At 41.7% G+C, this 13,194-nt stretch carries 13 protein-coding genes; 1 reads left to right on the top strand and 12 read right to left on the bottom strand.

Annotation, left to right across the window (positions count from 1 at the left end; translation table 11 throughout):
* Window positions 1-7 precede the first annotated feature (7 nt).
* From AB2B49_RS09035 to pbp2a, 5 genes are all read right to left on the bottom strand, one after another.
* A complete protein-coding gene (locus AB2B49_RS09035; protein ID WP_049501155.1) occupies window positions 8-481 on the bottom strand; it encodes a hypothetical protein in 474 nt (157 codons plus the stop codon).
* 120 nt (window positions 482-601) lie between these two features.
* Window positions 602-1,138 (bottom strand): transcription termination/antitermination protein NusG, encoded by a 537-nt coding sequence (gene nusG / locus AB2B49_RS09030; RefSeq protein WP_000376728.1) that lies wholly within the window; start codon window positions 1,136-1,138, stop codon window positions 602-604.
* A gap of 57 nt (window positions 1,139-1,195) precedes the next feature.
* Entirely contained in the window at window positions 1,196-1,372 is a 177-nt protein-coding gene (secE, locus tag AB2B49_RS09025) for a preprotein translocase subunit SecE (protein ID WP_000505776.1), read from the bottom strand.
* Window positions 1,373-1,381: 9 nt separating this feature from the next.
* Window positions 1,382-1,534, bottom strand: a complete 153-nt coding sequence (rpmG, locus tag AB2B49_RS09020) for a 50S ribosomal protein L33 (protein WP_001809375.1) — start codon at window positions 1,532-1,534, stop codon at window positions 1,382-1,384.
* A 52-nt stretch (window positions 1,535-1,586) separates the two neighbouring features.
* Complete coding sequence (gene pbp2a, locus AB2B49_RS09015; RefSeq protein WP_320692080.1) at window positions 1,587-3,782, bottom strand: penicillin-binding protein PBP2A; 2,196 nt, start codon at window positions 3,780-3,782, stop codon at window positions 1,587-1,589.
* Window positions 3,783-3,868: 86 nt separating this feature from the next.
* Between pbp2a and AB2B49_RS09010 the strand changes: the two genes are divergently transcribed.
* Window positions 3,869-4,744, top strand: a complete 876-nt coding sequence (locus AB2B49_RS09010) for an RluA family pseudouridine synthase (protein WP_080979992.1) — start codon at window positions 3,869-3,871, stop codon at window positions 4,742-4,744.
* Window positions 4,745-4,810: 66 nt separating this feature from the next.
* Here the strand turns inward: AB2B49_RS09010 and gap are convergent, their stop codons facing one another.
* The 7 genes from gap to AB2B49_RS08975 all read right to left on the bottom strand — a co-directional run bounded on the left by gap (window position 4,811) and on the right by AB2B49_RS08975 (window position 13,143).
* Window positions 4,811-5,818 (bottom strand): type I glyceraldehyde-3-phosphate dehydrogenase, encoded by a 1,008-nt coding sequence (gap, locus tag AB2B49_RS09005; protein WP_000260679.1) that lies wholly within the window; start codon window positions 5,816-5,818, stop codon window positions 4,811-4,813.
* 319 nt (window positions 5,819-6,137) lie between these two features.
* Window positions 6,138-8,789 carry a bifunctional acetaldehyde-CoA/alcohol dehydrogenase gene (gene adhE, locus AB2B49_RS09000; RefSeq protein ID WP_049505573.1) on the bottom strand — a complete coding sequence of 884 codons (2,652 nt, stop codon included), beginning with the start codon at window positions 8,787-8,789 and terminating at the stop codon, window positions 6,138-6,140.
* A gap of 296 nt (window positions 8,790-9,085) precedes the next feature.
* A complete protein-coding gene (locus AB2B49_RS08995) occupies window positions 9,086-9,499 on the bottom strand; it encodes an MORN repeat-containing protein (protein WP_049505572.1) in 414 nt (137 codons plus the stop codon).
* Window positions 9,486-9,920 carry a low molecular weight protein-tyrosine-phosphatase gene (locus tag AB2B49_RS08990; protein ID WP_320692081.1) on the bottom strand — a complete coding sequence of 145 codons (435 nt, stop codon included), beginning with the start codon at window positions 9,918-9,920 and terminating at the stop codon, window positions 9,486-9,488. The genes AB2B49_RS08995 and AB2B49_RS08990 overlap by 14 nt, the downstream gene beginning before the upstream one ends.
* Window positions 9,921-9,976: 56 nt before the next feature.
* Window positions 9,977-10,297 carry a preprotein translocase subunit YajC gene (gene yajC / locus AB2B49_RS08985; RefSeq protein WP_025168800.1) on the bottom strand — a complete coding sequence of 107 codons (321 nt, stop codon included), beginning with the start codon at window positions 10,295-10,297 and terminating at the stop codon, window positions 9,977-9,979.
* A gap of 128 nt (window positions 10,298-10,425) precedes the next feature.
* Complete coding sequence (gene tkt / locus AB2B49_RS08980; protein ID WP_049505570.1) at window positions 10,426-12,402, bottom strand: transketolase; 1,977 nt, start codon at window positions 12,400-12,402, stop codon at window positions 10,426-10,428.
* A 117-nt stretch (window positions 12,403-12,519) separates the two neighbouring features.
* Window positions 12,520-13,143: a hypothetical protein gene (locus tag AB2B49_RS08975; protein WP_049505569.1), complete on the bottom strand. Its 624-nt coding sequence runs from the start codon at window positions 13,141-13,143 to the stop codon at window positions 12,520-12,522.
* Window positions 13,144-13,194 lie beyond the last annotated feature (51 nt).

Genomic DNA, 13,194 nt, shown 5'->3' with positions numbered 1-13,194 from the left:
TTCCTCTTTACCGAAATTCTGAAAAGATTAGGGAAAGTTCTCTCAGGAGAGCTTTACGTCCTCTAAAGACTTCCCCTCCCATGAGACGGTCTATTAATTCTTGTTTTTCCATACTCTGCTTTGATTTGTAATTCTTTAGAAGTTCGTGAAAGAGATAATAATCGTCCAACCTGAGTCCTTTTTCTCCTAGACGATGGCTAATCTCACTCACCTCTTCATAGGGTTCTTTGTCAAAACGGCGCTTGTGGCTTTCCTGTTTACGGATGTAATCTAGGATACGATTTCTAAACTTTGTTTTAAAGCAGACATAAAGTCGATGGCGCTCCCCCTCTAGTAACTCTGGATTGCGACTCACCAGCTCATACAGACATAACATGCCTTCCTGGTCCCAGTCCTCTTTCTCCCACAGATGCAAATGATAATCTTTGCGACACTTATGGACGATTCCCTTACTTTCTTCATATAAGTCTTTTAGATTCATAGACCTCTCCTTTCTGCATTTAGTTTAGCAAAATGCGCGAGTCCATGGGTCTACTTCCTCTGTTTTATACTTCTTTCTCCCTCAACGGCACATAAAAAGAGAGGCACAGCCTCTCTGGGGTTATAATTCTGCAATTTGGTTGAGATTCACTTCTGCAATCGTATCATTACCAAACATAGAGATAATCATCTTCACTTTGTTGTTATCAATTTCAGTAATTTTACCTGTGTAGTCTGCAAAAGCGCCATCAATAATGCGGACTGTCTGGCCAACTTCAACATCAATATCGAACTCTTGAACAGTTTGTCCCATTGAAACCAGAATATCACGGATTTCTTGTTCCAAAAGTGGAGTTGGTTTTGATCTGTTACCGTGTGAGCCGACGAATCCTGTTACGTTAGGTGTGTTTCGAACGACGAACCATGCTTCATCGGTCATGACCATTTCTACAAGGACATAACCTGGAAAGCGATTCTCTTCAATTTCCTTTTTCTTTCCATTTTTCTCAACTTGCACGGTTTGTGTTGGAATCTCAACGCGAAGAATATTATCCAACATGTTATATGTTTGCGCACGTTGCAATAGATTTTCTTTTACCTTATTTTCATAGCCAGAATAAGTTTGTAGAACAAACCATCCCTTGTCAAAACTATCCATGATATTTCCTTTCATACATATATAGAAGAAAGCTAGCAGAAGTTTTCCACTTTTCTTCTAAAAAATGTTAATAAATCGAATCAAACCTGAAACAATCAACTGGTCAAAAATGTAAATGATGACCACAAAGAAGGCTGTATATTCCATAATAGAGCGAAAATCTCTCCAGCTTTCTTTGCGAGTTGGCCAAGTTGTTTCTTTAAGAAGTTTAAAGATATCCTTAATAAAACCCATCGTTCTCTCCTATCTCGTTTCTCTATGTGTCGTATATTTTCCACAATGTTTACAAAATTTATTTACTTCTAGTCGTGTTGGCTTGGGGTTCCCACTAATTTTGATTGAGTAATTCCTTGAACCACAAACTGCACAAGCTAGGCTTGCTTTTTTTAGTGCCATAACGCCTCCATCTTATCTATTATAACAAGAAACCTAGGCTTTGACAAGCCTCTTAACGAAATAGATTAAGGATTGAGTCCCATATTGTCTGGGCTTTTTCTTTTATTTTAGCTTCTGAAATCGCACGTCCTGCTTCATCTACAAGATTTTGTGCACGACTACGAATATCTCCTATCGGGTCCTCAGACTGGTTTGTCTCATTTTCAACAACCTGCTTTTTCGTATTTTCTGGTTCAATACCATTTTGTTTATAGGCATTCTCCACTGTAAAGGTGCTACCTGTAGTGTAAGGCAAAATGGTATTAGCCATACTTCTAAAGACATGGGCTGCTCCATTTGAGGTCGAACCTGCTAGATAATGATTCTCATCTGTTGTTGGGAAGCCGAGCCAGTGGCTAATTACAACATCTGGAGTATAGCCGATCACCCACTGGTCACTGGTATATTCTGGATTGAAAACAGCTTCAGTCGTACCTGTTTTACCAGCCATAACGTAATCCGCTGGTGATGAACTAATTCCTGTACCATTGGTAAATGTTCCTAGCATCATACTGGTCATTTTATCAGCTACAGACTTATCAATCACTCGTTTTTGGGAGTTTTTATGACTCTTGATGACCTGACCGCTGGCATTTTCAATACGAGTGATGAAATGCGCTTCAGGCATTAGACCTCCATTAGCAAAGGCTGCATAGGCTTGCGCCATCTGGAGAGGATTCGTTTCCACACCTCCACCAAGAGCAACTCCAAGAACTCGGTCAACTTTTTCCATATTCAGGCCAAATCTCTCCCCAGCGTCAAAAGCTTTGTCAACACCTAATTCATTTACTGTCGCAACTGCTGGTAGGTTGAGTGATTCCGCCAAGGCCTGATACATAGGTACTTCTGGAGATGTCTTAATACCCGCATAGTTATCTACTTGATAACTGTTGTACTGCATCGTATGATTATCCAGTTGCTTGTTCAAGGCCCATCCTGCTTCTACTGCGGGTGTATAAACGACTAAAGGTTTAATAGTTGAGCCTGGGCTACGCTTAGACTGAGTGGCATAGTTGAAATTGCGGAAGCCTGGTTTGTCATCACCAGCTACACGGCCAACAACTCCACGCACTCCACCCGTTTTAGGCTCTAGAGCAACACTACCTGATTCGGCATGCGTTCCATCTTCTGCCGTTGGAAATAGCGAAGTGTTTTCGTAAATAACCTGCATGTTTGCTTGGTAGTTTTGGTCAAGCTCTGTGTAGATTCGATAGCCGTTGTTGACAATCTCTTCTTCTGTGAGATTGTACTTGGAAACTGCTTCGTTGACAACTGCATCAAAATAGGACGGGTAACGATAATCCGAAACTTTGCCTTCATACTTATCTTGCAGTTGAGAAGCCATATCTACTCCAGCCGCTTCGGTTTCTTGATTTTTATCAATATAGCCCGCTGCAACCATATTTTGCAAAACAGTATCCCTACGGTTGGTCGAAGTCTCAACAGAATTTAATGGATTATACAATTCTGGTCCCTTGAGCATCCCTGCTAGAGTGGCCGCCTGATCAAGCGTTAGTTGTGAAGCCGATACACCGAAATATTTCTTACTTGCATCTTCAACACCCCATACCCCATTTCCGAAGTAGGCGTTATTGAGGTACATAGTAAGGATTTGCTCCTTGCTGTATTTCTTGGTCAACTCTAAGGCAAGGAAAAACTCCTTGGCCTTCCGTTCAACGGTCTGGTCCTGGGAAAGATAGGCATTTTTCGCCAACTGTTGAGTGATGGTAGACCCCCCTCCAGAACGACCTGCTGTAAGGATGGCTAGAAAGAAACGACCGTAGTTAATTCCATCATTTTTATAAAAGGAACGGTCCTCTGTCGCGACGACAGCATTTTGCAAGTCTTTACTGATATCTATCAGTTCAACATAGGTTCCCTTTTGACCTGATAGGGCTCCTGCTTCTTTTTCTTCGCGGTCAAAAATCAGAGTTCGTGTTTTCAAAGCATTCTGCAAATCATTGACATTGGTAGACTTGGCTATCGCAAACAAGTAGGTTCCTACCAGTAAACCAGCACTTAAACCTAAAATGATGACGATTTTTGTCAGATGATAACGACGCCAAAATTTCCGAATCGGGCCTACTTGGGACAATTTTTTTCTATCGCTCCGTGAACGACGCATGCTAGTCGAATCAGACTCCGCTAATTCATTCGTTTCTTTTTTAAAGAGAGAAAGAAACTTCTCAAATAATTTATCTAATTTCATGCGTTTATTTTATCATCTTCACCATAGGAACTCAAGAATTTAGCTACTCCCTATCCAAATAGGGCTTTTTTTGTTACAATATCTGTATGCAATTCATATTTACATTACCTGAATCCTTGCCTCAAATGACGGTCAAACAATTTCTAGAGGAACAACTCCTCATCCCTAGAAAAATCCGCCATTTTTTGAGAATAAAGAAGAACATCTTAATGAACCACAAAGAAGTTCACTGGAACGAGATGGTCAAGCCAGGGGACATTTGCCAGTTGACTTTTGACGAGGAAGATTATCCCAAAAAAGAAATCCTTTGGGGCAATCCAGACCTCGTTCAAGAGGTTTATCAAGACCAACATCTCATTATCGTCAACAAGCCAGAGGGAATGAAAACTCACGGAAATCAACCTGGTGAAATTGCCCTTCTCAACCACGTCTCTGCCTACGTTGGCCAAACCTGCTATGTCGTTCATCGTCTGGATATGGAAACAAGCGGTTTAGTGCTTTTTGCTAAAAATCCTTTTATCTTACCCATCCTCAATCGTTTGTTGGAAAAAAAGGAAATCGCTCGTGAGTACTGGGCACTTATAGAAGGGCGAGTAGAGAGTAAAGAACTTGTCTTTCGAGATAAAATTGGTCGTGATCGGCACGATCGTAGAAAAAGAATAGTCGATGCCAAAAATGGACAATATGCTGAAACACATATCAGTCGATTAAAGCAATTTCCAAACAAGACTACCCTTGTCCGTTGCAAACTAAAGACCGGTCGAACACATCAAATCCGTGTTCACCTCTCTCACCATAAACACCCTATTCTGGGCGATCCTCTCTATAACTCTAGATCAAAAGTAAGCAGGCTCATGCTCCATGCCTTTCGACTTTCCTTTACCCATCCACTTACCTTAGAACAATTGAGTTTTACTGCCCTCTCGGATACTTTCGAAACAGAATTAAAACAAAATGGATGACACTATCATCCATTTTTCTATACAAAAAAGCAAGACCAGAAGGCCTTGCTTTTATCGACTCAAGAATTATTTAGCGATTTTTGCAAAGTATTCAAGAGTACGTACAAGTTGTGCAGTGTATGACATTTCGTTGTCGTACCATGATACAACTTTAACCAATTGTTTACCGTCAACGTCAAGAACTTTAGTTTGAGTTGCGTCAAACAATGAACCGTAAGACATACCTACGATATCTGAAGATACGATTGGATCTTCTGTGTAACCGTATGATTCGTTTGAAGCTGCTTTCATAGCTGCGTTCACTTCATCAACAGTAACGTTCTTTTCAAGAACTGCTACCAATTCAGTAACTGATCCAGTTGGAGTTGGAACACGTTGTGCAGATCCGTCAAGTTTACCGTTCAATTCTGGGATTACAAGACCGATAGCTTTAGCAGCACCAGTTGAGTTAGGAACGATGTTTGCAGCACCAGCGCGAGCACGGCGAAGGTCACCACCACGGTGTGGTCCGTCAAGGATCATTTGGTCACCAGTGTAAGCGTGGATAGTAGTCATCAATCCTTCTACAACACCGAAGTTGTCTTGAAGAGCTTTAGCCATTGGAGCCAAGCAGTTTGTAGTACATGAAGCACCTGAGATAACTGTTTCAGTACCGTCAAGAACGTCGTGGTTAGTGTTGAATACGATTGTTTTAACATCGTTTCCACCAGGAGCAGTGATAACAACTTTCTTAGCTCCACCTTTAAGGTGTTTTTCAGCTGCATCTTTCTTAGCAAAGAAACCAGTTGCTTCAAGAACGATTTCTACACCGTCAGTAGCCCAGTCGATTTGTTCTGGATCACGTTCAGCAGAAACTTTAACGAATTTACCGTTAACTTCGAATCCACCTTCTTTAACTTCTACAGTACCGTCGAAACGACCTTGAGTTGTGTCGTATTTCAACAAGTGTGCAAGCATAACTGGATCTGTAAGGTCGTTGATGCGAGTAACTTCAACACCTTCTACGTTTTGGATACGGCGGAAAGCAAGACGACCGATACGTCCGAAACCGTTAATACCAACTTTAACTACCATTAGTGATTTCCTCCTTATGAAAATCATGAAAATTTTATTGTGAAAAGAGTAACTTGAATCACTACAAATCACCTTTCAACAAACCTATTATATAACTATTTGAGTTTAATTGCAAGTACGGGCGTTGATTTTCTCTCCTGCTTTTCTACTTTTTCTCCCCCTTTTTATTCATCCATTCTTTTATTTCCAAAGCATATCTCTAGAATCTTTTATAATATCTGCATATTATCTTCATTATCAAGGTGAAACTACAATTTCAACTCTTTCAGAGTTTACAAAAAAGAGACAGGATAACTCCTGTCTCTAGGCTGATAAACGATTATTTGCGACGTCCTGGACGTTCTGCATAACCATAGTAAGCATCTGCCATGATTTCTTCCATGTCAGCTACCATTGGCAAGCGTGGGTTTGCAGGTGAACATTGATCTTCATAAGCAAGCAAGGCAATTTCATGCAAGCTGTCTTTCCAAGCTTTTTCATCAATTCCTTGATCCTTGAAGTTCATCTTGATACCTACTGCAACACCAAGTTCGTAAACAGCTTTAGCGTATGCTTCAACTGCTTCTTCTGGAGTTGAGTGAGGCAAGCCAAGCATTTTCGCGATGTCTTGGAATTTCTCATCAGCTTTCCAGTAGTTGTATTTAGGCCATGTAGTAGTCTTAGATGGACGAGTTCCGTTGTAACGGATAACGTATGGAAGCAAGATAGCGTTTGTACGTCCGTGAACAGTATGGTGAACACCACCGATCTTGTGGGCCATTGAGTGGCTCATACCAAGGAAGGCATTGGCGAAAGCCATACCAGCCATTGTAGACGCATTATGCATTTTTTCACGTGCTTCTGGGTCAGCTGTCTTAACAGATTTTTCCAACCATTCAAAGACAAGTTTGATTGTTTGAAGGGCGATACCGTCTGTGTAGTCGTTAGCGAAGTTTGAAGTGTAAGCTTCAGTCGCGTGAGTCAAGACGTCCATACCTGTATCAGCAGCGATGAAGTCTGGAACTGACTCAACCAAAGCAGGGTCAACAATGGCAATAGTTGGTGTCAATGAGTAGTCAGCCAATGGGTATTTGCGGTTGTTTTTCTTATCAGAGATAACGGCAAATGGTGTTACTTCTGAACCTGTACCTGAAGTTGTTGGGATACCGATGTACTTCGCTTTCTTACCAAGTGATGGGAAGCGGAAGGCACGTTTACGGATGTCCATGAATTTTTGAACCAAGTCACGGAAGTCGATTTCTGGTTGTTCGTAGAAGAGCCACATTACTTTGGCCGCGTCCATTGGAGAACCACCACCAAGAGCGATGATTGTATCTGGTTCAAATGCTTTCATCACTTCAGCACCACGTTCTACAGTTGTGATGTCTGGATCTGGTTCAACATCTGAGAAGACTTGGATAGTTACACGGTTGCTACGTGCGTTCAATTGATCGATAACACGTTGAACAAAGCCAAGTTTTTCGATCGATTTGTCTGTAACAATCATAACGCGTTCAATATCTTCACATGTTTGAAGGTATTGGATAGAATTGCGTTCGAAGTAAATTTTTGAAGGAACTTTAAACCACTGCATATTATTTCTACGTTTCCCTACTTTCTTGATGTTTAGAAGGTTGATCGCACTCACATTATCACCGACTGAGTTGTGTCCATATGAACCACATCCAAGTGTCAATGAGGGAATGAAGGCATTGTATACGTCACCGATACCACCGAAAGTAGATGGAGAGTTCCAGATAATACGCATTGCTTTGATTTCTGTACCAAAGCGTTTAGCAAGAGCTTCGTCTTTTGTATGGATGGCTGCTGAGTGACCAAGTCCGTTAAACTCAACCATTTGGCGAGCTTTTGTAAGACCGTCTTCTGTGTCTTCAGCTTTTAGGACAGCGATAACTGGTGACAATTTTTCACGAGTCAATGGTTCTTTCGGTCCTACTTCTGCACATTCCGCAGCCAAGATGTTTGTTCCTTCTGGAACACTAAATCCTGCTTGTTCTGCAATCCATGCTGCTGGTTTACCAACGATGTTTGCGTTTAGTTTAGCACCTGCACAGTTTTTGCTGTTTGCTTTCACTCCGAAACAGAACTCTTCAAGAAGGGCTTTTTCTTTCTTGTTTACAAAGTAAGTGTGATATGATTTGAATTCTTCTACAAATTCGTCATATACTTCTTTATCAATGATAACGGCTTGTTCTGATGCACAGACCATCCCATTATCAAATGATTTAGACATAACGATGTCATGAGCAGCTTGACGAAGGTCAGCAGATTTTTCTACATAGGCAGGAACGTTTCCGGCACCTACCCCAAGAGCTGGTTTTCCACATGAGTATGCAGCTTTAACCATAGCGTTCCCACCAGTTGCAAGAATAGTTGCAACACCTTCGTGGTTCATTAGCGCTCCAGTTGCTTCCATAGATGGCTTTGTAATCCATTGAACACAGTTTTCAGGAGCACCAGCTGCAATCGCTGCATCGCGAACGATTTGTGCTGCGTGAGCTGATGATTCTTGAGCAGATGGGTGGAAGGCAAAAACGATTGGGTTACGTGTTTTCAAAGCAATGAGTGATTTGAAAATCGCTGTTGAAGTTGGATTTGTTGTCGGAGTGACACCACAGATTACCCCTACAGGCTCCGCAATCTTTGTCAAACCTGTAATTGGATCATCTTCAATAACTCCAACTGTTTTAACTCCACGCATATTGTTCACTACGTGTTCGCAGGCAAATAGGTTTTTTGTCGCCTTGTCTTCAAATACCCCACGACCAGTTTCTTCAACTGCGTGTTGTGCAAGGATACCATGTGCGTCAAGTGCTGCAACCGAAGCTTTTGCCACGATATAGTCAACTTGCTCTTGGTTCAATTTGCGCATTTCATCAAGCGCAACCAAGGCTTTTTTCACGAGACCATCGACATGCTTTTCAGCAGCAAGTTGTTTTTCCTCTGGTGTTACTGTTTTTTTATCAGCCATATTATCCTCCATAGCCTTTAAGGATGTTATCCTTTGTTAATTTTTTCACAAGTTTATTATAACTCTTTTTTTATGCTTTGTAAACAGTTTCATAAGTATTTCACAAAGAATTTTTCTAAGTTTGTGATTTTTTTCTCAATATAGCTATGCAATAGAGTTTTGTCTGGACGATTGTGAAATTATGGAAAAAATTTTTTTATTTCACAAAGTTTTTTCTAGTTGATAGTTATTTATCGAACCTAAGTACAGAAAGCGTTTTCTTTCTGGTTTTGAAAAATAGTCTCCTAACTTGGAGACTACTGTTTTTGCTGAAAAACGCCTTGTTTAAAGGTCCCTTCATAAACAACTTCTTGCTCTGTAGTCAACTTCCCTTGACCTTCAGCCTGACCATTTACAAAATCACCCTCGTATTTCCAGCCATCTTTTGATTGGAAAGTCCCTTTTCCATTAAAGGCTCCATTATTGAAATCACCTGTATATTGGTCTCCATTTTCAAAGGTCAGGGTTCCTTGACCATTCATTTTCCCACGTACCAAGGTGCCATCATAAACAAGCGCACCATTGTCAAGTGTCAGTACACCCTTTTTTGGAGTGTTTAGTAGAAAAACTGATACGGCGCAGATAGCGATTAGAAGAACGGTTGCAATCTCTATACGCGGGCGAGTTAGATATACTCGATATTTTTCAAAGATTTCTTTAAACTTTTCCATTGTTACTCTCTTTTTCTAATCGATCTAGCCAGCTTTGGCATCCACTTGTGATACGAGAATAGGTTTCCTCAAAATCTCCTGTATACCAAGGATCTGGGACACTTTCAGCCGCAAAAGAGTAGATCTTGTACTGTAGTTCCTGAGGACACATGTGACGCAGATCTGAAACGTTTGAAGCATCCATACCGATAATGTAATCAAACGATTCAAAGTCCTCTCTGCCAATCTGAAGCGATGTTTTGTCTTTGTCATACGGGATCTGATACTGCTGGAAAATCCTCTGCGTTCCCTTATGAATCGGATTGCCATGTTCCCATGATGACGTTGCCCGACTCTCGACGTGGTAATCGCTCGTCATGGACTTCATCACAAACTCTGCCATAGGACTGCGACAGATATTTCCTAAACACACAAATACTATTTTTTCATCCCTTTTCCTCTCATATCATAGAAAAACGGGAGTGATAGGATCCCGTTTTATTCTTCGATTGCTCCGCCTTCGTCAACAACTGTTCCTTCTGGTGTCACAGCTTCTTTGAGTGGCAACACTGTCTTGATAGCAGCCAATTCAAAAGTCAAATAAACGCCATCTACATCCAGTACGATTGTACCTTTCTCAGTATCTACTTCATCCACTGTTCCGTAAAGCCCACCAATTGTAATGACTTCATAGCCTTTTTGAAGCTTGTTCAAGCTTTCCATACGCTTTTGCGCTTGTTTCTTTTGAGAACGTTGCATAAAGAACATCAAGGCAAACATACCTACAAGCATGATCAAAAATGTTAAATTTGGACTAATATTTTCCATAGTATTTTCTCCTTTGTATTTTACATAGGACTACTATATCAAATTTCAGCTACTTTTACAAGATTGTGCCTTGTTTTTATGGTTATAAAAAATCAGAGTTTTCACTCTGATTTTTGTGATTATTTCAAGTTTTGAACGACTTTGACTAGATTTTCAACTGTAAATCCGTACTCTGCCAATACTTTTGGTGCTGGGGCAGATGCTCCAAAGGTATCAATACCGAGAACGGCACCATCAAGACCAACATACTTGTACCAGTTTTGAGTTGCACCCATTTCAACTGCAACACGACGGCGAACTGCATTTGGAAGGATTTCTTCCTTGTAAGCTGCATCTTGTGCGTCAAAGACATCTGTTGATGGCATGCTGACTACACGGACTTTTGCGCCTTGACTAGCCAATTCTTTGGCAGCTGCGACCGCCAAATTCACCTCTGAACCTGTTGCAATCAAAATCGTATCAAAGTCTGCTGCATTTTCAAAGACGACATAGGCACCTTTCGCAACTTTATCAAAGTCTGTTCCCTCTTCTACAGTCAAGTTTTGACGTGTCAAGACAAGGGCAGTTGGTGTTTTTTCGCTTGTCACGGCAAGGTACCAAGCTGCTTGAGTTTCACGCGCATCTGCTGGGCGGAAAACATTGAGATTTGGCATAGCACGAAGACCTGCTAGGTGTTCAACTGGTTCGTGCGTTGGACCATCTTCACCAACTGCGATTGAATCGTGGGTAAAGACATAAGTCACAGGAAGTCCTTGCAGGGCTGACAAGCGGACAGCTGCTTTCACATAGTCAGAGAAGACGAAGAAAGTACCTCCGTACACACGAAGTCCACCGTGAAGGGCCATCCCGTTCAAGATCGTTCCCATTGCAAATTCACGAACACCAAACTGAATATTGCGGTTCAAGCGATTAGTATCATCTTGAAGTCCATCCGTTTTGATGTAAGTCATGTTTGAGTGAGCGAGGTCAGCTGATCCACCTAGGAAGGTTGGCAACTTGGCAGCTACAACGTTCAAAGCATCCTGACTCGAGTTACGAGTTGCTTGAGAAAATCCATTTTCTAAGGCTGGGAAGTCTGCTGGAGTCACCTCAACTGGGTCACGGCCGTCGATAATAGCTTCTACTTCTGCAGCCAGTTCTGGATGAGCTTCTTTATAATCAGCAACTAATTTAGTCCAAGCTTGATAAGCTGATGCGCCACGGTCTGCAACATTTTCCTTGAAATCAGCATAAACTTCAGCTGGGATTTCAAATGATTCATAGTCCCAACCGAGGGCTTGACGAGTTGCTGCAGTTTCGTCTGCACCAAGAGGAGCACCGTGTACCGCATTAGTTCCTTGTTTGTTTGGAGAACCGTATCCAATCACAGTCTTCACTTCAATCAAAGATGGTTTTCCTGAAGCTTTAGCTGTTTCGATAGCCGCATGGATTGCTTCCAAGTCTGTTCCATCTTCAACCAAGGCTGTATGCCAGCCGTAGGCATTGTAGCGATCACGAACACTTTCAGTAAAGGAATCCTTTGTCTCACCATCCAAGTTAATGTCATTTGAATCATAAAGAACCACCAACTTGTCAAGTTTTTGCAAGCCTGCATATGAAGCCGCCTCACTTGAGACACCTTCCATCAAGTCTCCATCTCCACAGATCACATAAGTATAGTGGTCAAAGATATTGAAGCCTTCGCGATTATACTTCGCTGCAAGGAAGCGTTCTGCTTGGGCAAAACCAGTAGCAGTAGAAATCCCTTGTCCTAGAGGACCAGTTGTCGCGTCAACCCCTGCAGTATGTCCAAATTCTGGGTGACCTGGTGTTTTAGAACCCCATTGGCGGAAGTTCTTGACTTCATCCATACTAACATCTTCAAAACCAGAGAGGTGAAGAAGGGCATAAAGAAGCATTGAGCCGTGTCCTGCTGAAAGAATAAAGCGATCGCGGTTGATCCAGTTTGGTTGAGCTGGATTGATACGAAGTTGCTTTGTAAAGAGGCTATAGGCCATAGGAGCAGCCCCCATAACCACCCCTGGGTGACCTGAGTTTGCTTTGTTGATGGCGTCAATACCTAGAAAACGAATTGCATTAACAGATAGATTTGACATAGAATTTCCTTTCTCTTTGAGGTGATTAATAAATCACACATCCTATTTTACTATTATATGAAAAAATGCATAGAATAGCAATAAAACAATTTGCGTTCATCTAACACATTTGATTTTCTATTCCCTCGTCACCTCATAGTACGGGAGCAAGCGCGTATAAGCGTCTTCTAGCTTCTCCAATATCGCTTCTACTGACTGATTTTCAACGAAGGAGACATCTGCCTTGACCAGGACTTTACGGACTTCCTGACTTCTCACCTTCTCTCGTAAAGTACGACGATTTTCTTCATTAGCCTCCACCTTATGACTTTCCCCATTTGAGTAGACTAGATAATAAATTCCTTCTACCACTGGAAGTTCTAAAACCTTGGCTTGCTTGTCTAAGGTCTGCTCATCTTTCTTGCGCTCGATGAAACTGACTTCCAAAGAAATCCCAAAGTCAGCAGGTGTTCCATACAAACGAAGAGCCATCATAGGTTCTGTCACTTGTCCGTCTCTCTGTAGATAGGCCCAGAAATGCGGTCGCAAGCGTTGCGCTTGGTTCATCCACTGACTAGTCTGTTGCAGTTGCCATTCTGGATGACTAGCTTGAAAAGTTTTGGCCAATTCTGTGAAAGACTTCCGAGCCTCTTGACCTTTTTGCCGCAAGTCCAACATCTTTTCTCTTTCATCGCCAGCTTTATCAGGATTACGATACTGGACGCCTGCAAATGATAGGTATTCTCTAACTGATTTCAGCATATCTGAATCTTTCCTTTCCTAGCAAAAAATCAGGATGAACCTGATTTTGCT

Source organism: Streptococcus jiangnanensis (assembly GCF_040888325.1).
Classification (GTDB): Bacteria; Bacillota; Bacilli; order Lactobacillales; family Streptococcaceae; genus Streptococcus; species Streptococcus jiangnanensis.
This window is presented reverse-complemented; position numbering and strand designations above follow the sequence as displayed.